23 protein-coding genes and 1 pseudogene are annotated in these 19,649 nt (G+C 57.8%); 17 read left to right on the top strand and 7 right to left on the bottom strand.

The window, feature by feature from the left end; all coding sequences use genetic code 11:
• The first annotated feature begins 348 nt into the window (after positions 1-348).
• The 7 genes and pseudogenes from ACZZ0G_RS06265 (at position 349) to ACZZ0G_RS06235 (ending at position 4,180) form a co-directional block, all read left to right on the top strand.
• Positions 349-711, top strand: coding sequence for a DUF6124 family protein (locus ACZZ0G_RS06265; protein ID WP_007916971.1), 363 nt, complete (start codon positions 349-351; stop codon positions 709-711).
• A gap of 193 nt (positions 712-904) precedes the next feature.
• Positions 905-1,534 (top strand): nucleotidyltransferase domain-containing protein, encoded by a 630-nt coding sequence (locus ACZZ0G_RS06260; RefSeq protein ID WP_122599178.1) that lies wholly within the window; start codon positions 905-907, stop codon positions 1,532-1,534.
• Entirely contained in the window at positions 1,497-1,916 is a 420-nt protein-coding gene (locus ACZZ0G_RS06255; RefSeq protein WP_463555639.1) for a hypothetical protein, read from the top strand. Before ACZZ0G_RS06260 ends, ACZZ0G_RS06255 begins: the two co-directional genes overlap by 38 nt.
• Before the next feature lie 49 nt (positions 1,917-1,965).
• Entirely contained in the window at positions 1,966-2,088 is a 123-nt protein-coding gene (locus ACZZ0G_RS06250) for a hypothetical protein (RefSeq protein WP_463555638.1), read from the top strand.
• Positions 2,089-2,199: 111 nt separating this feature from the next.
• Entirely contained in the window at positions 2,200-2,439 is a 240-nt protein-coding gene (locus ACZZ0G_RS06245; protein WP_038362870.1) for a hypothetical protein, read from the top strand.
• Between the two features lie 151 nt (positions 2,440-2,590).
• Positions 2,591-2,872 (top strand): annotated as a pseudogene (locus tag ACZZ0G_RS06240) (PAS domain-containing protein); the annotation flags it as partial.
• Between the two features lie 204 nt (positions 2,873-3,076).
• A complete protein-coding gene (locus ACZZ0G_RS06235; protein WP_463558828.1) occupies positions 3,077-4,180 on the top strand; it encodes a methyl-accepting chemotaxis protein in 1,104 nt (367 codons plus the stop codon).
• A 114-nt stretch (positions 4,181-4,294) separates the two neighbouring features.
• On the opposite strand, the gene ACZZ0G_RS06230 is transcribed toward ACZZ0G_RS06235, so the two are convergent.
• The 5 genes from ACZZ0G_RS06230 to norR all read right to left on the bottom strand — a co-directional run bounded on the left by ACZZ0G_RS06230 (position 4,295) and on the right by norR (position 8,862).
• Positions 4,295-5,044, bottom strand: coding sequence for a YkgJ family cysteine cluster protein (locus ACZZ0G_RS06230; RefSeq protein WP_463555637.1), 750 nt, complete (start codon positions 5,042-5,044; stop codon positions 4,295-4,297).
• 83 nt (positions 5,045-5,127) lie between these two features.
• Positions 5,128-5,454, bottom strand: a complete 327-nt coding sequence (locus tag ACZZ0G_RS06225; protein ID WP_463555636.1) for a hypothetical protein — start codon at positions 5,452-5,454, stop codon at positions 5,128-5,130.
• Between the two features lie 147 nt (positions 5,455-5,601).
• Positions 5,602-6,060, bottom strand: coding sequence for a GNAT family N-acetyltransferase (locus ACZZ0G_RS06220; protein WP_463555635.1), 459 nt, complete (start codon positions 6,058-6,060; stop codon positions 5,602-5,604).
• Between the two features lie 27 nt (positions 6,061-6,087).
• Entirely contained in the window at positions 6,088-6,990 is a 903-nt protein-coding gene (locus tag ACZZ0G_RS06215) for a chemotaxis protein CheV (protein WP_007916955.1), read from the bottom strand.
• A gap of 312 nt (positions 6,991-7,302) precedes the next feature.
• Entirely contained in the window at positions 7,303-8,862 is a 1,560-nt protein-coding gene (gene norR, locus ACZZ0G_RS06210; RefSeq protein ID WP_463555634.1) for a nitric oxide reductase transcriptional regulator NorR, read from the bottom strand.
• Positions 8,863-9,026: 164 nt separating this feature from the next.
• Here norR and hmpA point away from each other — a divergent pair, with 164 nt between their 5' ends.
• The 10 genes from hmpA to ACZZ0G_RS06160 all read left to right on the top strand — a co-directional run bounded on the left by hmpA (position 9,027) and on the right by ACZZ0G_RS06160 (position 18,082).
• A complete protein-coding gene (hmpA, locus tag ACZZ0G_RS06205) occupies positions 9,027-10,208 on the top strand; it encodes an NO-inducible flavohemoprotein (RefSeq protein WP_463555633.1) in 1,182 nt (393 codons plus the stop codon).
• A 239-nt stretch (positions 10,209-10,447) separates the two neighbouring features.
• Complete coding sequence (locus ACZZ0G_RS06200) at positions 10,448-10,957, top strand: disulfide bond formation protein B (protein WP_463555632.1); 510 nt, start codon at positions 10,448-10,450, stop codon at positions 10,955-10,957.
• Between the two features lie 825 nt (positions 10,958-11,782).
• The gene (gene cyoA / locus ACZZ0G_RS06195; RefSeq protein WP_007916947.1) at positions 11,783-12,724 is read left to right on the top strand and encodes a ubiquinol oxidase subunit II; all 942 of its coding nucleotides are present in this window, start codon (positions 11,783-11,785) and stop codon (positions 12,722-12,724) included.
• 3 nt (positions 12,725-12,727) lie between these two features.
• Positions 12,728-14,758 carry a cytochrome o ubiquinol oxidase subunit I gene (cyoB, locus tag ACZZ0G_RS06190; protein WP_463555631.1) on the top strand — a complete coding sequence of 677 codons (2,031 nt, stop codon included), beginning with the start codon at positions 12,728-12,730 and terminating at the stop codon, positions 14,756-14,758.
• Between the two features lie 3 nt (positions 14,759-14,761).
• On the top strand, positions 14,762-15,385 hold the full coding sequence (gene cyoC / locus ACZZ0G_RS06185) for a cytochrome o ubiquinol oxidase subunit III (RefSeq protein WP_064120526.1): 624 nt from the start codon (positions 14,762-14,764) through the stop codon (positions 15,383-15,385).
• Positions 15,385-15,720 (top strand): cytochrome o ubiquinol oxidase subunit IV, encoded by a 336-nt coding sequence (gene cyoD / locus ACZZ0G_RS06180; RefSeq protein WP_463555630.1) that lies wholly within the window; start codon positions 15,385-15,387, stop codon positions 15,718-15,720. The genes cyoC and cyoD overlap by 1 nt, the downstream gene beginning before the upstream one ends.
• Positions 15,721-15,731: 11 nt before the next feature.
• Entirely contained in the window at positions 15,732-16,619 is an 888-nt protein-coding gene (cyoE, locus tag ACZZ0G_RS06175; protein ID WP_007916939.1) for a heme o synthase, read from the top strand.
• 115 nt (positions 16,620-16,734) lie between these two features.
• The gene (locus ACZZ0G_RS06170) at positions 16,735-17,079 is read left to right on the top strand and encodes a toxin (RefSeq protein WP_127929688.1); all 345 of its coding nucleotides are present in this window, start codon (positions 16,735-16,737) and stop codon (positions 17,077-17,079) included.
• Entirely contained in the window at positions 17,076-17,390 is a 315-nt protein-coding gene (locus ACZZ0G_RS06165) for a helix-turn-helix domain-containing protein (RefSeq protein WP_127929687.1), read from the top strand. The genes ACZZ0G_RS06170 and ACZZ0G_RS06165 overlap by 4 nt, the downstream gene beginning before the upstream one ends.
• A gap of 200 nt (positions 17,391-17,590) precedes the next feature.
• Positions 17,591-18,082 (top strand): RidA family protein, encoded by a 492-nt coding sequence (locus ACZZ0G_RS06160; RefSeq protein ID WP_034156086.1) that lies wholly within the window; start codon positions 17,591-17,593, stop codon positions 18,080-18,082.
• Positions 18,083-18,356: 274 nt separating this feature from the next.
• Here ACZZ0G_RS06160 and ACZZ0G_RS06155 read toward each other — a convergent pair whose 3' ends face one another.
• Positions 18,357-19,058, bottom strand: coding sequence for a hypothetical protein (locus ACZZ0G_RS06155; protein WP_007949995.1), 702 nt, complete (start codon positions 19,056-19,058; stop codon positions 18,357-18,359).
• 134 nt (positions 19,059-19,192) lie between these two features.
• Positions 19,193-19,597, bottom strand: a complete 405-nt coding sequence (locus ACZZ0G_RS06150; protein WP_463555629.1) for a GNAT family N-acetyltransferase — start codon at positions 19,595-19,597, stop codon at positions 19,193-19,195.
• Positions 19,598-19,649 lie beyond the last annotated feature (52 nt).

The raw sequence follows: 19,649 nt of genomic DNA, 5'->3' as shown, positions 1-19,649 counted from the left end.
GTGAGGGTTGGCTTTTGGCTGTTTAAATTTGTGTCAAACAACCAGAACCTTCCCACAAGGTTTTCAGGTTGTCCGTCGGACGCGCGCTCTCTAGTCTTTGGCTGTCGCCGAAAACTCGGTGATCGGGTGTGAGAACCCGGGCTAAGTATTATTCCAATACCAGTACCGTCATAATCGGCGCCAGCTGATTGCTGCCTGCATTTTTATGGCGGCTATGTACGGGCGGACTTCGGTCCGGCCGGAGGTTGTACTGGTCCTTGCCCGGTTTCTCACCCCGTACGTAGCTGCCACCCAATTCGCCGCGTGAGAAACGGTAATTGTTGGCTCCAATCAGTGAGGACTGAGTAAATGACTAAGCCCGTACCCGATCCACCCATCGATCCCACAACCCCACTCGAAGACGCCATCCGCGCCGACGACCAGATCAAAACCCGCGAAGCCATCAAGCGCGCTCTCGACTTCTACCTCTGCCCCGAACCGGTCAAACCGCGTCAGCCCAGTACGATGTTCCTCATCCACCCGGATATCGACACCGAAAGCCTGCTCGCCCACGCCTGCGAATCGCTGGCTTCTGCCAATGTCATGGCCGGTGATCTGGCTGATCAGCTCAGTCGTCCGCAGCGCAGTACGGCGCTGGCGATCCAGCAGATCGTCATGCTCGCCGAACTTGCGGTAAACCGGGCGCTGGATCGGGTTGATCCACAAACGTAATCCGTCTGAGCACCGCGTTATCGTTCTTCGCGAGCTGGCTCGCTCCTACGAGGGAATCGCATTCCAAATGTAGGTGCGAGCCTGTTCGCGATGGCGATTGTTCTGTGGCCGCTGTCTCTAGAAATATTCGAAAGGTTGATAAGTCCCAAAAAGGGACCTATCGTTCCCTTTTTGGGACTCTTTGGCCTTCACAGTGGAAACTATCTCTCTAAGCGAAGCGCTGTTTACCACCACTCAACAAAAAGTGTTGGGTCTGCTGTTCGGTAAGCCTGACCAGACTTTCTATGCCAATGAGATCGCGCGCTGGGCGTGTGTTGGCAAAGGCAGTCTCATGCGTGAACTCGACCGTCTGCAGCGAGCCGGTGTGTTGCGCATGACGAGGGTGGGCAATCAGAACCATTACCAGGCCAATCCCACCTGTCCTATCTATGCCGAACTGCTGGGCATCGCTCGCAAGACGTTTGCCATCGCCGAGCCTCTGCGTCAGGCATTGCAGCCGTTTACCGAGCAGATCACCTGGGCGTTTGTCTATGGCTCCATCGCCAAAGACACAGCAAACACACTCAGTGACATTGATCTCATGCTGATCGGCGAAGGCCTGCACTACAGTGAAGTCATGGAACGGCTCATGCCCATGGAGGAGCAATTGGGTCGTCCCATCAATCCGACGCTTTACACCCCGCAAGACTGGGCGGCGAAACTGGCTGCGCAAAACAGCTTTGTTGTGCGGGTGGTGCAGCAGGAAAAAATCGATCTGTTAGGGGCAAACCCTTTGGAGTCCAAGGATGGGCAGCAACGAGAGTCTGGAGAATCTTCTACGTAGCGGTGGGCTGAAAGCGGAGCCGCCGGATCGCAAGGAGTGTGAGGGCTTGATGCGCTCGGCCGTGGATCGGCTCAAGGATGCGCAAACTTCGACGTTGTCTTTTTCCAGCCGTTTCGACTTGGCCTATAACGCAGCGCACGCATTGGCGCTGACGGCGCTTCGATTGAGTGGTTATCGATCGGATAAACGCTATCTGGTCTTTCAGTGTCTGGTGCATACGGCGCATATCAGCAAGGTTCAGGTGCGATTGTTCGTGTTGTGTCATGAGCGGCGCAATCTCGCGGAATACGAAGGGTATATGGATGAGGATGACGCGCTTCTGGCGCAGTTGTTGGAAAGCACCTCGCAATTGTTGAGTAACGTCCAGCAACGAATGAACTGACATCCGGCACGGCTTGCGATCCTGACTAATCTCCGAAATCAAGCCCGGTGTGAAAGTCGATGTCGACACCGATCGCAACGCTTGCAGTCATCAGTCGCTACCGATTTCCATGCGCTACGAAGCGCTGAAGACCTCGACCGATAAAGGCATCGTCATCATCGGTTACCTGTAAACCGTTCGGCGTGCGCTGCAAATCTTCAGGTGCCCAACCTTGGCGCACAGGTATACTGCGCGCCTTCGCGGCTCAATGATCGGGCCCGACTTTTTGCTTTCCGGAGCTTTTATGACTTCCCCGACCCTGCCGCCGGTTGACGACGCTGTTAGCGATGTCTCGGCTGAACTGGCCGATACCAGCGAAACCAAAGCCGATATCCCGGCGTTCAAATTTCCGTTCAAGCCGGGCGAACTGGCTTCTGCCAAAGGCTCGAATCAGCCGTGGTACAAGAACGGCGCCAAGAATGGCCACACCAAGACCCCGGGCATGGCGCCGCCGGGCACCCGTCGTTCGATGGGCAAGCGCTGAGTTTCAATCCCGCCTGCGGCCATCGCTGTGATTTTCCATCACAGTGATGGCTAAGTGCTCAGACCCTGAGCCAGATCAACGTTTCACCATTTGGTGCGCTTAGAGTCAGCAGCCCTGCCGACTCTTTCCAATAAAACGAGCGCGCTATCCCATGAAGATCAATCTCCCGGTGACCGGTCGCAATGTCGATGTGGCGCTGGACGCGAACATTCTCTCGACCACCGATCTGACCAGCGCGATCACCTACGCCAACGACGATTTCATCAGGATCAGTGGTTATAGCCGCGACGAGTTGCTCGGTACGCCGCACAACCTGCTGCGTCATCCGGATATGCCGGCGCAGGCGTTTGCGCATATGTGGCAGACGCTCAAGCGTGGGCGGTCGTGGATGGGGCTGGTGAAGAATCGTTGCAAAAACGGTGATCACTATTGGGTCAGTGCCTATGTCACACCGGTGACGCAGAACGGTGTGGCGGTGGAGTATCAGTCGGTGCGGACCCGGCCGGATGCGCGGTTGGTCGCAGCGGCAGAGCGGGCCTACGCGCAATTGCGTGGTGAGCGAAGGCCACGATGGACAGGGCCAAGCATCAGTGTGCAAGCGAAGGTCACGGCGTTGGCCAGTGCGTTGCTGGGTGTTGTGTTGGGCGCCGAGGCCTGGGTTCGGCCGGAGTCGGCGTGGCTGGACGGCGTGGCATTTGTCGTCGGCAGTGGGTTCTGTGCATTGGGCGTTCGCTGGATTCTTCGGCCACTGGAGCAACTGACCGAGCGTGCGCGCCATCTGGCGGACAACCCTTTGAGCCAAGCCATCTACACCGGACGGCGCGACGAGTTCGGGCAGATCGAGTTTGCCTTGCAGATGCTTGAGGCGCAGGTCGGCGCGGTCGTCGGGCGCATCGGTGATGCCTCGCAACAATTGGCCGGGCACGCCGCGCAACTGGTCGATCACCTGCACAGCAGTCACACCAGTTCACTCGCGCAACAGGCAGAAACCGATCAGGTCGCGGCAGCGATTCACCAGATGGCGGCCAGTGTTGCGCAGGTGGCCAGCCATGCGCAGCAGGCCTCGGTGGCGGCGGACATGGCCGGCACGGAAACCCGCGAAGGGCACTTGCTGGTCGGCGAAAGTCGTAGCGCGGTGTTACGTCTGGCTGAGGAACTGGGGCGGGCGACTGAGGTGATTCATCAGCTTGAGGGCCATAGCAGCCAGATTTCCGGTGTGCTCGAGGTGATTCGCAGCATCGCCGAACAGACCAATCTGCTGGCGCTCAACGCCGCGATTGAGGCGGCGCGGGCCGGTGACGCGGGGCGCGGTTTTGCGGTGGTGGCGGATGAGGTACGTGGGTTGGCGCAACGTACGCAGCAATCGACCAACGAGATTCAGCGGATGATCAGTACCCTGCAAAACGGTGCGCGCGATGCGGTGTTGGTCATGCAGCAGAGCAGCGAGCATGTGGATAACAGTGTCGAGCAGGCGCAACGCGCGACGCGGGCGCTGAGCGGGATCAGTGAGCGAGTCGAGCAGATTACTGAAATGAGCCTGCAGATTGCGGCAGCGGTGGAGCAACAGAGTGCGGTGAGCGAGGACATCAATCGCAACATCGTTAGCATCCGCACGGCGTGTGAGGTGACGGTGGATGAAGGGCGGCAGAGTCAGCGCAACTCCGAGGATGTCGCGGGGTTGGCGGGGGATTTAAGGTTGTTGGCGCGGGAATTCTGGGGGCGGCGCCAGGTTCGGGATTGAGGTTGCCTGGGCCGGCCTCTTCGCGAGCAAGCTCGCTCCCACAGTTGAAATGCGATCCCCTGTGGGAGCGAGCTTGCTCGCGAAAGGGCCATCAGCCGTCATGCAGCATTTGGATCAGGCCGCGCGCAGCGAGATAAACGCATACGTCTGCGCCGGTTCAGTCACCACCTGCGCCCCGGCCGCCAACACTTGCCCGGCCACATCATCCCCGGACAAGTGAAACACCCACTCACTCGGCGCAGTCGTCAACGGTTGCGCGGTGACCTGATCAATCACCGCCGCAAACGCATCCATGTTCGGCAAGTACGCAGTAAACCCGTCACCCTTGAGCGCCGTGGTACGAATCCCGAGCATCGCGCAAATCGCGTCCTTGATGCCGATGTCATCACGATCCGCCTGGCGCGAGCGTTGAATCAAATCGATCAGTTCCTGATCAACCAGTTCGCCACCGGCAATCAGCACCGGCCCCTGTTCCCAAGACTCAGGCGGGCAGTCCTTGGCGGCACGGTTGAGGGGGATATGCGGGTTGATTTCCGCCGGATAGATGCGACACACCAACGGCCGTCGCTCGTAGATCCGGCACAGTTTGTCTTCGTCAAGATTCCGGCAGGGGCCGACGTTGTACGCGGCAAAGGTGATTGCCACGTGCGCATCCGTTACGCCGCTGCGTACCACCGCTGAGCGGCGTTCGGCATGTTCACGCTGCTGCGCCGGCAGGCCCAGACCGTTACCGAGAAAAGCCTCCACCAGAACGATCACCTGACCGCCATCCGCCGCCCACATGCGGGCTTCGGCCAAGGTCAGGGGAACATGGTGATCGTTGCAGCATTTGCCGCAACCTACGCAGGAAAACGTCGTATTCATTGAGCGATTTTTCTTCAATCAGGGTGTGAAACGGTGGCGGAAAACCACCGCACAGGACTGGATCGAAGCAAGTTATGCGCCATTCACTTGGTTTTAACGGGCGGGCGGATCGAGTCCCACTCGGTGACGAAGGCGGTTTTCGATTGTTTGTTGTACAGACACAGCTCGGTGCCTTGCTGGCCTTTCATGTGTTTTTGCGGGTATTGACCTTGCAGCAACACGGCGGTGTAGCCGACACGGTCATCGAATTGTGCGGGCGTGCCGACCGGTCTGGCGTTTTTCAGGCCGCTGGCTTTGGTGCAACTGGCGAGCACGGTTTTGTCGTAGACGGCCCAGGCGTCGGGGCTGGAGGCGTGGGCTTGAGAGGCGAGGGCGGTGAGGCAGAGCAGGCTTAAGGTGATGGCTTTCATGGTGGGCATCCTTGGGCGTGGGTGGCCAAGGTTGGAGTCTGCCTGAGAAGGGAAGTTGCCTGTGTTGGCCTCTTCGCGAGCAGGCTCGCTCCCACCGTTTGAAATGCATTCCAGGGTGGGAGCGAGCCTGCTCGCGAAGACGGTCGATCAGTCCGGCACCAACTCCCGGCGGACCACATACATCCCGGCACTTTCATACAAGCGCTGCGCGCGATGGTTGTCTTCCAGCACTTTCAGATCGACAAACCCTTCGCGCCTCTGCTGAAACACCTTGAATGCATTGAGCAACAACGCCCGGCCCAATCCGCGGCCCTGCATGCGCGGATGCACCACCAGATTCTTGATGTATGAACTGGTCCAGCACTGCGCCACACCGATAACACCCGTGGCGTCGCAGGCAATAAAGCACAAGGTCGGATCGTATTCCGGATCGCGCTCAAAACGCTGTTGCCATTCATCCAGCGGCGGCACGCGACCGCCGCCTTCGCGGTAACCGAGTTGCATCAACTGATGTACAGCGGGCGCCAGTTCTGCGCGGTAAACAGATATTTCGATACTTGATGGCCATTGCACATCCGGCACGACTTCAGCCAAGTCGCGCCGCATCAAAAAACAATACGTCTCGGCCAAGATTCAGTGCCCGTGTGCCGCGACGTGTTTGGCCGCTTCGATCAGGCAGTGGGTCAGTTCCGGCGAGGAGAACTTGGTCAGCACGCCATTCGCCCCGGCCAGGCGCGCTTTTTCACTGTTCATCGCGCTGTCGAGCGAGGTGTGCAACAGCACGTACAAATGGGCGAAGTCCGGCGTTTCGCGCAGGGTGCGGGTGAAGGCGTAGCCGTCCATCTCGGACATTTCGATGTCGGAAACGATCAGGTTGATCTGCTGCGCGGTGCCTTGCAGGTCGAGCAGGCAGTCGATGGCTTCCTTGGCACTGCGTGCGGTGTGGCATTGCAGGCCGAGATTACGCAGGGTATGCACCGATTGTTGCAGCGCCACCTGGCTGTCGTCGACCACCAGAATCCGTGCGTTGCCGAGCACATCAGCGTCTTCCATGCTCAGATCGGTCGGGGCCATTTCGATCTGCGCCGGGGCGATGCTGTGGATAACCTTTTCGATGTCCAGGACTTGCACCAGCGTGCCGTCCACCGAGGTCACGCCGGTGATGTAAGCGCGCGAGCCACCGGAGCCGAATGGCGGCGGTTTGATGTCGGTGGTCAGGCAGTGGACGATTTTGCTCACAGCCTGGACGTGTAGGCCCTGCTTGGAGCGGCTGACGTCGGTGACGATCAGGCAGCCGCCGTTCGGGTCTTCCAGCGGACGTTCACCGATGGCGCGGCTCAGGTCGATGACCGACAGCGAGGCACCGCGCAAAGTGGCGATGCCTTTGACGTGCGGGTGCGACTCCGGCAGTTTGGTCAGCGGCGGGCAGGGGATGATTTCACTGACTTTCAGCAGGTTGATCGCCATCAACTTGCCGCTGCGCAAGGTAAACAGCAGAAGCGAAAGTGAGTCTGCGCGGGCTTTGGTGGAGGACATATGAACCTTCTGTGGAAAGGTGGTGGGCGAGGGTGGAAATCGCCAGAAACTATTGATGCCGGGTTATCGGCGTTAAAGGGGTGGGCTTTAGGTTAGTTGTCGGGTTGTGTTTCGATCAAAAGCCAAAGCCCCTCACCCCAACCCTCTCCCAGAGGGAGAGGGGGCCGATTGGGGGATATTGTAGTAATTCACCGACCTGAGCCTGCTTTGCCGAATCCATAATCGACTCGATGTTTCAGGTCGGCGTATGGCGCAAGACACCTCGGTCGGCCCCCTCTCCCTCCGGGAGAGGGCTGGGGTGAGGGTGTGCTTTTAGCCTTTCATGCCCAGACGTTTGGCCATGCGGCCCAAGTTCGCCCGATCCAGCCCCAACTCCCGCGCCGCACTCGCCCAATTATCCTGATTGCGCTCCAGCGCCGCACTGATCAAGCGCCGTTGATACTGCTCGGTCGCACTGCGCAAATCCCCGCTGACCAGCGGCATCTCAGCCACCACACCAGCAACCGCCTCAACCGAGTTATCCACAACCTCGCGCGGCAGATCCAGATCCGCCGCGCTCAAACTCAGAATCTTCGGCCGCACCTTGCAGTTGCCCAGCGCCTTCAACGCACTGCGCCCGATCAAATGTTCCAGCTCACGCACGTTGCCCGGCCAAGTGTAGGCGAGCAGCGCTTCCTGAGCGTCGCTGTTCAGGCGCAGGCTGTTGAGGCCCATGCGCGAGCGATTCTGTTCGAGGAAAAAACCGCTGAGCAACAACACATCGCGGCCGCGATCACGCAGCGCCGGCACGCGCAGCGGGTACACGCTGAGGCGATGGTAGAAGTCGGCGCGATAGCGGCCGCTGCGCACTTCTTCCGCCAGGTCGCGGTTGGTCGCGGCAATCAGGCGCACATCGACCTGATGCTCCTTATCCGACCCCAAACGCTGCAATTGACCACTCTGCAACACGCGCAACAACTTGGCCTGCACGGTCAGCGACAACTCACCAACCTCATCGAGAAACAGCGTGCCGCCATTGGCCAGTTCGAACTTGCCGCGCCGGTCGCTGGTGGCGCCGGTGAAGGCGCCGCGCACGTGGCCGAACAGTTCGCTTTCTACCAGCGTATCCGGCAGGGCGGCGCAGTTGAGGCTGATGATCGGTTTGTCCGCGCGTGGTGACGCGGCGTGAATCGCTTGGGCGACCAGCTCTTTGCCGACGCCGGTTTCGCCGGTGATCAACACGGTCAGGTCGCTGCCGCCGACCAGATTGATTTCCTCCACCAGTTTCTTCAGCGCCTTGCTCTGGCCGATCATCTCGCGGTTCTGTTGGCCGCTGGCCTGACGATAGACCTCGGCGCGCTGATGTTCATCTTCTGCGCGATTGGCCAAGCGCTGGATGCGTTCGGCGGCGTTGACCGTGGCCGAGGCGAGGCTGGCGAAGGCTTGCAGGGCGTCGAGCTCGATCGGCTCGAAACGCTCGGGGTCGAGGGCGTCGAGGGTGATCAGGCCCCAAAGTTTTTCATCGACGAATAAAGGACAGCCGAGGCAATCGTGAACTTCAAGGTGTTCGTCGAGGCCGTCGACCAAACCGTCATAAGGGTCGGGCAAATCGCTGTCGGCGGCGAATCGCGTCGGCCCGGCTCCGCTCAGGAGAATCTCGAAGCGTGGATGCTCGCTGACCTTGAAGCGTCGGCCAAGGGTGTCGGTGCTCAAACCGTCCACCGCCAGGGGCACCAGTGCTTCGCCGTCGAGACGCAATAACGCCGCTGCATCGCAGGGCAGCAGGGCGCGCATGGCTTCAAGTAAACGTCGGTAACGCTCGCCCTCGGGCAGTTCGCGGGACAGGTCGGATACGAGAGGCAGCAGGGCGGTGAGCAGGGATTTGGCGGTCATGGTCTTGTAGTCAAAGAGACAAGAAGTAGTCGGGATGACTATAAAGGTCTTTGAGTCTTTATGACTACGATATTCTTAACTAATTGATTTGTAAGGATAAACAAGTTGGCATGGATTCTGATAAGCCTAAGGTAACTTTTCAAAGAAGCTCAGGAGTCAACCTTATGCTTAGTGTCCAGGATCGTGCCATCGTCAAATCCACCGTGCCTCTGCTGGAGAGCGGCGGTGAAGCGCTGATCACTCACTTCTACCGCATGATGCTCTCTGAATACCCTGAAGTCCGCCCGCTGTTCAACCAGGCGCACCAGGCCAGCGGCGATCAGCCGCGCGCCCTGGCCAACGGCGTGTTGATGTATGCGCGGCACATCGATCAGCTCGACCAGTTGGGCGATCTGGTGGCGAAGATCATCAACAAGCACGTCGCCCTGCAGATCCTTCCGGAGCATTACCCGATTGTCGGTGCCTGCCTGCTGCGGGCGATTTCCGAAGTCCTCGGCGAAGAGATCGCCACACCGGAAGTGATGAGTGCCTGGGGCGCGGCGTATGGCCAATTGGCGGACATCCTGATTGGCGCCGAAACCGCCATCTACGACCAGAAAGAACACGCCGTCGGCGGCTGGCGTGGGGCGCGGGAGTTCATCGTCGCGGCCAAGGTCGAGGAAAGTGCGGAAATCATTTCGTTCTACTTCGAACCTGCCGACAAAGGCCCGATTCTCGCGGCCGAACCGGGTCAGTACATCGGCATGAAGCTGATCCTCGACGGTGAGGAAATTCGTCGCAACTACTCGCTGTCGGCACTGGCCAATAACGGTCAGTACCGCATCAGCGTCAAGCGCGAACCGGGTGGCCGTGCGTCCAACCACTTGCATGATCAACTGCATGTCGGCGCGAGCATTCAACTGTTCCCGCCATCGGGTGAGTTCACCTTGACCGCGAGCGACAAACCGTTGGTGCTGATCAGTGGCGGCGTCGGTATCACGCCGACTCTGGCGATGCTGGAAGCGGCGCTGGAAACCGAGCGTCCGGTGCACTTTATCCACTGCGCGCGCAATGGCAGCGTGCATGCGTTCCGCGACTGGATTGATCAGTTGGCTGAGCGTCATCCGCAACTCAAGCGTTTTTACTGCTACGCCGAAGATGACGGTGTCAGCCCGGCGGCGGACAAGGTTGGGTTGCTGGATCAGGCGCTGCTTGGCGAGTGGTTGCCGCAGCAGCGTGATGTCGATGCTTACTTCCTTGGGCCGAAGGGTTTCATGGGGGCGATCAAGCGGCATTTGAAAGCGTTGGGTGTACCGGAGAAACAAAGCCGTTATGAGTTCTTCGGGCCGGCTTCAGCTCTGGAATGATCTGAAACCGAGTTGTCTTCATTCGCGAGCAAGCTCGCTCCCACAGGGGATTTGTGTTCGACGCAGATCCAATGTGGGAGCGAGCTTGCTCGCGAAGGCCGTTATGGGGCCTGAATTTGTGAACTGAGTTTGAGAGGTTAATCGTTTCTTAACCGCTTTATCGTTTATTTCCCCGGTGTAGACTTGCGACAACCTTCAGCCGCGAGCCGGTTGAACCATGGACATATAAAGGAAACGCGATGAGCGAGGAAACGATTCGGTTGGGCCGTGAACGGCGCTTTCTGGTGCTGTTGGGGATCATCTGCCTGGCGCTGATCGGTGGCGCTTTATATATGCAGATCGTGCTCGGCGAAGCACCGTGCCCACTGTGCATTTTGCAGCGCTATGCATTGCTGTTGATTGCATTGTTCGCGTTCATCGGCGCGGCGATGCGCAGCCGTCGCAGCATCACCGTGTTCGAAGTACTGGTGGTGCTTTGCGCGATTGCCGGTGCCGCTGTGGCCGGGCATCACGTGTACACCCAGTTCTATCCGGCGGTGAGCTGCGGTATCGATGTGCTGCAGCCAATTGTCGATGATTTGCCACTGGCGAAGATCTTCCCGCTGGGCTTCCAGGTCGACGGCTTCTGCTCGACGCCGTACCCGCCGATCCTCGGCCTGTCGCTGGCGCAATGGGCGCTGGTGGCGTTCGTGCTGGTGGTGATCCTGGTGCCGCTGCTGACCTCGCGTAACCGAAAAGCACTGCGCTGAGTCAACTATTCGGCTGTCTGGCCGATACAGAAAACGCCTCGGTTTGCGGATCAGCCAATCGGGGCGTTTTGCATTTCAGAGTGTTTGTGAAAACACCGTGACGGACGGCAAGGGAGGGTGCGGCAGGTGTGCGACATGTTGTCACACACGCCGTGTCGCAGGCCGCTTCAGTGACATGGAATCGGCCGTTGTTACAAAAAAGGATTGGTCTGTTTCGGGGTTTTTCGGCTTTAGCACGCGAGTGCCAGAGCAGGCAGTTTTAACAAGCGCGGGCATATGGCCAAAAGCCTTGGGTTATCGGGGCTTGCGCTGTTCAAGCGCTAGGAAAAAGCCGTCAGAGCTGTCTGAACTGACGCGGGTACACCTACAATTTTTGGTGTTTTTGTTGAGAATTGATTTCGATAAGATGCGGAACTTTTGCAAAAATGGCGAAGGATTGTTGCTCGAACGGATAAAAATTATTTCGGGATAAGACATGGTGTATAGGGCGCTACCTATCTACAATCGCCCGCACTGAATTCCCGGCACTGTTCAGCCTTTATTAAGGAGGCGAGCAGGAAGTCGGGTGTCGAGTGAGTCGAAAGGCTTCCAAGACACCCAGGTGTCGGTGCCTTCCAACTTTCCGCACCAAATGGAATTGGTCTGTAACAAGGCCTTTGACCACGAATTCGAATAAGAACTGACCGCTGTCCCAGGTTTTGTCGAGCGTCTGACGCGCGACGGGCGGCCCTTATTCAATCCAAAGAAAATGCCAACCCTTGGCAGGGTGAAGTGTTGGCGATCAAAACCCAACTGCATTGCGCAAGCTGCTTTAGAGGTCGTGAGATGAGTAAAAACAGGTACCCCAGATTACTAGGCCTAGTGCCGCTGCTCGGCACGTTGTTGCTGGGAGGCTGCAACATGACCTTGCTCAATCCAACGGGCCAGGTCGGCCTGGAACAGCGCAACCTGATCATCACCGCCACGCTGCTGATGCTGTTGGTCGTCGTGCCGGTTATCGTCATGACCTTCCTGTTCGCCTGGAAGTACCGCGCGTCGAACAAGAACGCCGTCTACACCCCGAAATGGTCGCACTCGACCAAAATCGAAGTGGCAGTCTGGACCATCCCGGTCCTGATCATCATTGCCCTGGGTTACATCACCTACATTTCGACCCACGAACTGGACCCGTATCGTCCGATCCAGTCCGACGTCAAGCCTGTGACCATCGAAGTGGTCGCGCTGGACTGGAAGTGGCTGTTCATCTACCCGGAACAAGGCATTGCCACGGTCAACAAGATCGTGTTCCCGGCGCACACGCCAATCAACTTCAAGATCACCTCTGACGCTGTGATGAACTCGTTCTTCATCCCGGGTCTGGGCGGCCAGATCTACGCGATGGCGGGCATGCAGACCAAGCTGCACCTGATCGCTGACCGTAACGCTGAAATGGACGGTATCTCCGCCAACTACAGCGGCGCGGGTTTCACCGGCATGAAGTTCAAAGCTATCTCCACCACTCAGGAAGATTTCGACGCCTGGGTAAGTGAAGTCAAGAAGTCACCTAAACAGCTTGATCAAGCTGAATACGCGGCCCTTGCCAAACCGAGCCAGAACAACCCAGTCGAGCTCTACTCCTCGGTCACGCCGAACCAGTTCCAGATCATCGTCGACAAGTACGAAGGTATGAAGCCGGGCAAGCCGCTGAAGCACGAGAAGAAAGAGAAAGAAGTGGCGGCCACGGAAATTGACTCGAGTTCGCATTCAGCTGCCGGGGCAGAGGAGTAAACGATGTTTGGTAAATTAAGTTGGGAAGCAGTCCCATTCCACGAGCCGATCGTGATGGTGACCATCGCCATGATCGCCCTCGGTGGTCTGGCGCTGTTCGCTGCAATCACCTACTTCAAGAAGTGGACCTACTTGTGGACCGAGTGGCTGACTTCGGTCGACCACAAGAAAATCGGCGTGATGTACATCATCGTTGCCATGGTCATGCTGCTGCGTGGTTTTGCCGACGCCATCATGATGCGTACCCAGTTGGCCATGGCCACCGAGGGTTCGCCTGGCTACCTGCCACCTGAACACTATGACCAGATCTTCACCGCTCACGGTGTGATCATGATCATCTTCATGGCGATGCCATTCTTCACCGGCCTGATGAACCTTGCAGTGCCGCTGCAGATCGGCGCGCGTGACGTTGCGTTCCCGTTCCTGAACTCCCTGAGCTTCTGGCTGCTGGTGTCCGGCGTAGTACTGATCAACCTGTCCCTGGGCGTCGGCGAATTCGCCAAGACCGGTTGGGTTGCCTATCCACCATTGTCGGGTCTGCAGTACAGCCCTGGCGTGGGCATGGACTACTACATCTGGGCGCTACAGCTATCCGGGTTAGGTACGACGCTAACGGGGGTCAACTTCCTCGCGACCGTACTGAAAATGCGTACCCCTGGCATGAAACTGATGGACATGCCGATCTTCACCTGGACCTGCACCTGGGCAAACGTTCTGATCGTGGCTTCGTTCCCGATCCTGACCGCTACCCTGGCACTGCTGACCCTTGACCGTTACATGGATTTCCACATTTTCACCAATGAACTTGGTGGCAATCCAATGATGTACGTCAACCTGTTCTGGGCGTGGGGCCACCCTGAGGTTTACATCCTGATCCTGCCGGCATTCGGCATCTTCTCGGAAGTGATCTCGGCGTTCACCGGCAAGAAACTGTTCGGCCACCACTCGATGATTTACGCCTCTGGCGCGATCTCGGTACTGGGCTTCATGGTTTGGCTGCACCACTTCTTCACCATGGGTTCGGGTGCAAGCGTCAACGCCTTCTTCGGTCTGGCGACGATGCTGATTTCCATCCCGACGGGTGTGAAGCTATTCAACTGGCTGTTCACCATTTACCAGGGCCGTCTGCGCTTCACCAGCCAGGTTCTGTGGACCCTGGGCTTCATGGTGACCTTCGCCATCGGCGGCATGACCGGCGTACTGCTGGCCATCCCGGGTGCTGACTTCGTTCTGCACAACAGCCTGTTCGTGATCGCGCACTTCCATAACGTGATCATCGGCGGTGCGGTATTCGGTTACATCGCAGGTTTCGGCTTCTACTTCCCGAAAGCGTTCGGCTTCAAGCTGCACGAAGGCTGGGGTAAAGCAGCGTTCTGGTTCTGGATCTCGGGCTTCTTCGTCGCGTTCATGCCGCTCTATGCACTGGGCTTCATGGGCATGACCCGTCGTCTGAACGCCACCACCAACCCTGAGTGGGTACCGTACCTGTACGTTGCCATGTTCGGTGCGGTGATGATCGCTGTCGGTATCGCCTGCCAGCTGATTCAGCTCTATGTGAGCGTGCGTGACCGTAACAAGCCAGAGAACGTTTGCGATCACGGTGACCCGTGGAATGCACACACTCTGGAATGGTCGACCTCGTCGCCACCGCCGTTCTACAACTTTGCCGTGCTGCCTAAGGCTGACTGCATCGACCCGTTCACCGAAGCCAAGGAAAACGGTACTGCGTACCAGCAACCGGCCAAGTACGAGCCGATCCACATGCCGAACAACACCGCCACTGGCGTGGTGATGGGCGCACTGTTGACCGTCTTCGGTTTCGCGATGATCTGGCACATCTGGTGGTTGGCGATCGCCAGCCTGGCCGGCACCGTCATCTACTTCGTGATCCACGCTGCACGTGACGACCAGGGCTATATGGTTCCGGTTGAAACGATCGAGCGTATCGAAGCCGAGCAGCACAAGCGTCTGGTTGCGGCAGGGAAAATCCCGGCCGGTGCCACCCGTGTTGAAACCTCGTTGGAACAGGCTTAAACCATGTCGAACTTAGTGACCAATGTTGGACACGCCCATGGTGACCATGGGCACGATGACCATCACCACGACTCGGGCGAGATGACCGTATACGGTTTCTGGCTCTACCTGATGACCGACTGCATTCTGTTTGCGTCGATCTTCGCGGTGTACGCAGTACTGGTAAACAACGTTGCCGGTGGCCCAGCGGGCCACGACATCTTCGAACTGCCATACGTGCTGGGCGAAACCGCTCTGCTGTTGTTCAGCTCGATCACCTACGGCTTCGCCATGCTGGCGTTGTACAAAGGCAAGAAGCAGCAGGTTCTGGGTTGGTTGTTCATGACCTTCCTGCTGGGCGCAGGCTTTATCGCCATGGAGATCAACGAGTTCCACCTGCTGATCTCCGAGGGCTTCGGTCCTAGCCGTTCGGGCTTCCTGTCCGCGTTCTTCACCCTGGTCGGTACCCACGGTCTGCACGTTTCGGCGGGTCTGATCTGGATGGGCATCATGATGTATCAGGTCAACAAGCACGGCCTGACGGCGACCAACAAGACCCGTCTGAGCTGCCTGAGCCTGTTCTGGCACTTCCTGGACGTGGTGTGGATCTGCGTATTCACCGTTGTTTACCTGATGGGGACTCTGTAATGGCTAATGCACACTCCCATGACAGCCATGATGCTGGCCACGGCAGCGTAAAGTCGTACGCCATTGGCTTCATCCTGTCGGTGATCCTGACCGTCATCCCGTTCGGTCTGGTGATGTACCCGAGCCTGCCGAAAGCCACCACGCTGGCAATCGTTCTGTTGTTCGCAGTGATCCAGGTGATCGTTCACCTGTATTACTTCCTGCACCTGGACCGCTCCGTGGCTCAGCGTAACAACGTGATTGCGTTCGTCTTTACGGCGATCGTGATCGTGCTGCTGGTTGGCCTGTCGTTGTGGATCATGTTCAGCATCCACACCTACATGATGGCGAAGTGAGGTAAGACCCGATGTCGCTCAAGCACTTTATCCAAATCACCAAACCGGGGATCATTTTCGGTAACGTGCTTTCTGTGGCAGGCGGGTTCTTCCTGGCCTCGAAAGGGCATGTGGATCTGGCGGTGTTTCTGGCTGCCATGATCGGTACATCCCTGGTTGTTGCCTCCGGTTGCGTGTTCAACAACTGCATCGACCGCGACATCGACCTGAAGATGGAACGCACCAAGAACCGGGTGCTGGTGCAGGGCTTGATCTCCCTGAAACTGGCCCTGGTCTACGCGACCATCCTTGGTGTTCTCGGCGTTGCATTGTTGTACAAGGTGGCCAATCCGTTGGCCGCTTTGTTCGCGGTGATCGGCTTCATCATCTACGTCGGCTTCTACAGCCTGTACCTCAAGCGCAAGTCGGTTCACGGCACGCTGGTGGGCAGTCTGTCGGGCGCCATGCCGCCAGTGATCGGTTACGTCGCCGTAACCAACAGCTTCGACATGGCCGCGCTGACGTTGCTGGTGATGTTCAGCCTGTGGCAGATGCCGCATTCCTACGCCATCGCGATCTTCCGCTTCAACGATTACCTGGCCGCATCGATTCCGGTGCTGCCAGTGAAGCGCGGGATTCAAGTGGCCAAGAAGCACATCCTGCTCTACATCCTGGCGTTCCTCGTAGCGACCTTGATGCTGACCTTCAGCGGTTACGCCGGCATGAGCTACCTCGCCGTCGCCGCGGCCATGGGCATGTACTGGTTGTACATGGCCTGGACCGGCTACAAAGCGGTGGATGACACGGTCTGGGCACGCAAGCTGTTCGTGTTCTCGATCTTCACCATCACTGCGTTGAGCGTCATGATGTCCCTGGACTTCAAGGTGCCCGCAGAGCTGCTGCTGACGTACGCGCCGTAAGGCTCAAAGGCTTGAAGAAAAACCCCGCACATTGAGAGATGTGCGGGGTTTTTTGTTTATCTGGAGCCGGATTTGTTGATAGTCTGTCTGTAGGCGATTTGCCTATAGTTTGCACATGCGAACCGTATTCTTTGAAACAACGATATTTACCACAAGCGTTGGTCAGTACCTGACAGACGATGAGTACCGAGAACTGCAGGCTTATATGCAGGGCAATCCGTTGGCAGGCGATGTGATGCCCCGAACGGGTGGATTCAGAAAACTACGCTGGGCTGATGCTCGACGTGGCAAGGGCCGACGAGGCGGCTTGCGGGTCATCTATTATTGGCTTATGAATGATGGTCAGTTCTGGATGTTTGCAATTTACGACAAAGATGAGCTTGAGAATCTGACTGCCGAGCAAGAAAAGGCGCTCAAAAAAGCCATAGATAAAGAGTTGAAAACACGAGGTACCCCATGAAAAAACGCGACCTGTTTGCAGAGTTGATGCAGGGCGTTGATGAGATGGCGGCTCAACGCGAAGGAAAAATTACCCTGCGCAATACAGTGCTTGAGGACAAACCAGTCCCGGAAGTCGGAGCACAAGAAATCGTGGCTTTGAGAGAAAAGTTACATATGTCTCAAGCCGTCTTTGCCAAGCGAATCAGGGCGAGTCCCAGCACTCTGAGAAACTGGGAGCAGGAAAAGTCAAAGCCAAATGCTCAAGCTGCTTTGTTGATCCGTTTGGTTGAAAAATTCCCTGACATGGTTGACCGCCTGAGCGCCGTTTAACGACAAAGTCATTTGAATTTAAAGCCCCATTACTTCGAAAGAGGTGTGGGGCTTTCGTTTTCCGTGACTGCGGGTTGCGGCGCAGTAACAAACCCCCTAGATTTGGATCCAACCATGACAGTGATAGCTCCTTGCCATTTGCGGTTGCCCATCTGTCTTAACCTGCGGTTCTTCATGCACTGATCAAAAGGCTGGGCGAAATGACTGAGAGGATGACCTGCGACGAGCGTTTTATTGCCCTGGCCCAAGAGCTGAACTACGACATTTATGGTGAGAACACCGCCGGCGGCAATTACGCGCCGCTGATCCGTCATCATGATGAGCTGTATATCAGCGGCATGGTGCCGCGCACCCACGGCAAGATTCAGTATCCCGGTCGGGTTGGGCTGGAGTTGACCCTCAAGGATGCGCAAGCCGCTGCCAGCATCAGTGCGATGCGTTGCCTGGCGCTGATCGTCGATGCGGTGGGTTCGCTGGACAAGATCAAGGCGTTGTTGCGGGTCACTGTTTACGTGAAGTCGACGCCGGACTTCGTTGACCTGAGCGAAGTGGCCAACGGTGCGTCGGACGTGTTCAGTCATGTGCTCGGCGATGCCGGCCGGCACACGCGCACCACGGTGGGGGTGTATCAGTTGCCGAAGAATGCGGCGATTGAGGTGGACATGATTGTAGCGTTGCATCCTTCGGCTTGAGGGTGGCTTCACGGCTTGCCCTCACCCTAACCCTCCCGAAACGTCGGACCGCCCGTAGGGAGAGGGGACTGACCGAAGTGCTCTCAAGGTGTACGCCGACCTGAAGTATCGAGCCGAACTCAGGTTTGAAGATCACACAAATCGGCTCGCTCTCCCTCGGGAGAGGGCTGGGGTGAGGGGCTGGGATTTACGCCATTCCACTAGTCCCCAACCGAAAACCAAAAAGCCCCGCCTGAATCTCAGTGCGGGGCTTTTTCGTACAGCGGCTGCGCTATTACTGCGCGGCGATGCTGTACCCATCAAACGCAGTCTGCTGTTGCAGCGCAGTGATGATGTTCTTGCGGTTCACTGCCTGCTCGGTACCCGCATTGTCGACGAAGACTTCGCTTTCCAGTTCCGCTTCCTCACCTTCACCGACGAAGGTGAAACCGAGGAACTCCAGCGCTGCACGGTCAACGTTCAGGCGCGAGCGTGGCGTGCGCAGAGGCAGGGTCACGCTGATGCCGTCTTTGCTGATGGTGAAGATTTCGACTTCTTTCTTCTTCGCAGCCTTGCTCTTGCCGCCGCTCGGATTGCTGATCGCCTGATGGGTCTGGTTCAGCACTTTCAGCGCGAGGCCGTAAACGATTTCCTGGAACGCCGGATCGTCCTTGAAGCTGGACAGGATGCGGCCGATCGAGAACTTGCTGCTGAGGTCTTCAAGGGCGGCGAGGTCGGCGGCTTCGGCATCTTTCAGCGCCTTGAGTTCGCCCATCAGCTCGTAGGCCTTGTCGTCATCGAAACTGTCGTGAGCCTGACGGATCGCCGCGCGCAGTTCGCGGATCTGGTCGCTTTCGCGGGTCGACTGGAACGCGTCCAGGACCATCTCGCTGATGATTTTGGCTTGTGGCAGGTGTTGTGAAAGATTGATGGAGTTTTCGTATTCCGCTTTGGACGATTCGGTGACTACGGATTCAGCGGTGTTGAAATCGGACATTGAAATTTCACTACTTTTTTAACTGGAGTGGAGATGAGAAAACCGAGGGCTTTTTCAGGCCGACTAATTTAGGGGAGCGCGGCGGCGTTGTCACGGAGCAACGGTCTGCCGGTCGAGTTTTTTCCCGGCGTGCACTATTTCCGGCGCGGGCGTTCCATGGCAATCACCGAGGTTTCAAAACCCAGGCTGGCAAAAAAAGCCTCTGCGCCTTCGCGTCCGGCCCGCAGCACCCACGTAATATCGGGGTTGTCGCCCATGATGTGCTCGACCAGTGCGCGGCCAATCCCTGCACGCCGATGCTGGTCGTCGACCACTACCATCGACAGATAACCATTGGCCAAACCATCGCTGATCCCACGAGCGAAGCCGATGATCTGCTCACCCTGGACGGCGACGGCGGTGCGCTGAGAGTTCTCGATCAACTGGGCGAAGTGTTCAACTGAACCGGTGCGATGGCCCCAGCCATGCTGCCCGAGAAACTGCCTTGCCGATTGCGTTTCGGCGGGCAGCAAATCACGTACGTTGGGTGTGTTGTTCATCTGCTGTTCGAGTCCTTGTCAGCAATTTTTCATGGAAGAGCAGCGTAGGCAG

The organism is Pseudomonas sp. AC169 (assembly GCF_979258515.1).
The sequence above is the reverse complement of the archived record's forward strand: the minus strand, read 5'-3'. Positions and strand labels throughout refer to the sequence as shown.

Excerpts from the sequence above, each read along its gene's own strand:
- norR (WP_463555634.1), bottom strand. The coding sequence starts at position 8,862 with ATGACCGCCAAATCCCTGCTCACCGCCCTGCTGCCTCTCGTATCCGAC.
- ACZZ0G_RS06245 (WP_038362870.1), top strand. The coding sequence starts at position 2,200 with ATGACTTCCCCGACCCTGCCGCCGGTTGACGACGCTGTTAGCGATGTC.
- ACZZ0G_RS06165 (WP_127929687.1), top strand. The coding sequence starts at position 17,076 with ATGAAAAAACGCGACCTGTTTGCAGAGTTGATGCAGGGCGTTGATGAG.
- ACZZ0G_RS06215 (WP_007916955.1), bottom strand. The coding sequence starts at position 6,990 with ATGTCCTCCACCAAAGCCCGCGCAGACTCACTTTCGCTTCTGCTGTTT.
- cyoE (WP_007916939.1), top strand. The coding sequence starts at position 15,732 with ATGTCGCTCAAGCACTTTATCCAAATCACCAAACCGGGGATCATTTTC.
- ACZZ0G_RS06230 (WP_463555637.1), bottom strand. The coding sequence starts at position 5,044 with ATGAATACGACGTTTTCCTGCGTAGGTTGCGGCAAATGCTGCAACGAT.
- ACZZ0G_RS06225 (WP_463555636.1), bottom strand. The coding sequence starts at position 5,454 with ATGAAAGCCATCACCTTAAGCCTGCTCTGCCTCACCGCCCTCGCCTCT.
- ACZZ0G_RS06170 (WP_127929688.1), top strand. The coding sequence starts at position 16,735 with ATGCGAACCGTATTCTTTGAAACAACGATATTTACCACAAGCGTTGGT.
- ACZZ0G_RS06155 (WP_007949995.1), bottom strand. The coding sequence starts at position 19,058 with ATGTCCGATTTCAACACCGCTGAATCCGTAGTCACCGAATCGTCCAAA.
- cyoC (WP_064120526.1), top strand. The coding sequence starts at position 14,762 with ATGTCGAACTTAGTGACCAATGTTGGACACGCCCATGGTGACCATGGG.
- ACZZ0G_RS06255 (WP_463555639.1), top strand. The coding sequence starts at position 1,497 with ATGGGCAGCAACGAGAGTCTGGAGAATCTTCTACGTAGCGGTGGGCTG.
- ACZZ0G_RS06265 (WP_007916971.1), top strand. The coding sequence starts at position 349 with ATGACTAAGCCCGTACCCGATCCACCCATCGATCCCACAACCCCACTC.
- hmpA (WP_463555633.1), top strand. The coding sequence starts at position 9,027 with ATGCTTAGTGTCCAGGATCGTGCCATCGTCAAATCCACCGTGCCTCTG.
- ACZZ0G_RS06150 (WP_463555629.1), bottom strand. The coding sequence starts at position 19,597 with ATGAACAACACACCCAACGTACGTGATTTGCTGCCCGCCGAAACGCAA.
- cyoD (WP_463555630.1), top strand. The coding sequence starts at position 15,385 with ATGGCTAATGCACACTCCCATGACAGCCATGATGCTGGCCACGGCAGC.
- ACZZ0G_RS06200 (WP_463555632.1), top strand. The coding sequence starts at position 10,448 with ATGAGCGAGGAAACGATTCGGTTGGGCCGTGAACGGCGCTTTCTGGTG.
- ACZZ0G_RS06160 (WP_034156086.1), top strand. The coding sequence starts at position 17,591 with ATGACTGAGAGGATGACCTGCGACGAGCGTTTTATTGCCCTGGCCCAA.
- ACZZ0G_RS06220 (WP_463555635.1), bottom strand. The coding sequence starts at position 6,060 with ATGCGGCGCGACTTGGCTGAAGTCGTGCCGGATGTGCAATGGCCATCA.
- cyoB (WP_463555631.1), top strand. The coding sequence starts at position 12,728 with ATGTTTGGTAAATTAAGTTGGGAAGCAGTCCCATTCCACGAGCCGATC.
- cyoA (WP_007916947.1), top strand. The coding sequence starts at position 11,783 with ATGAGTAAAAACAGGTACCCCAGATTACTAGGCCTAGTGCCGCTGCTC.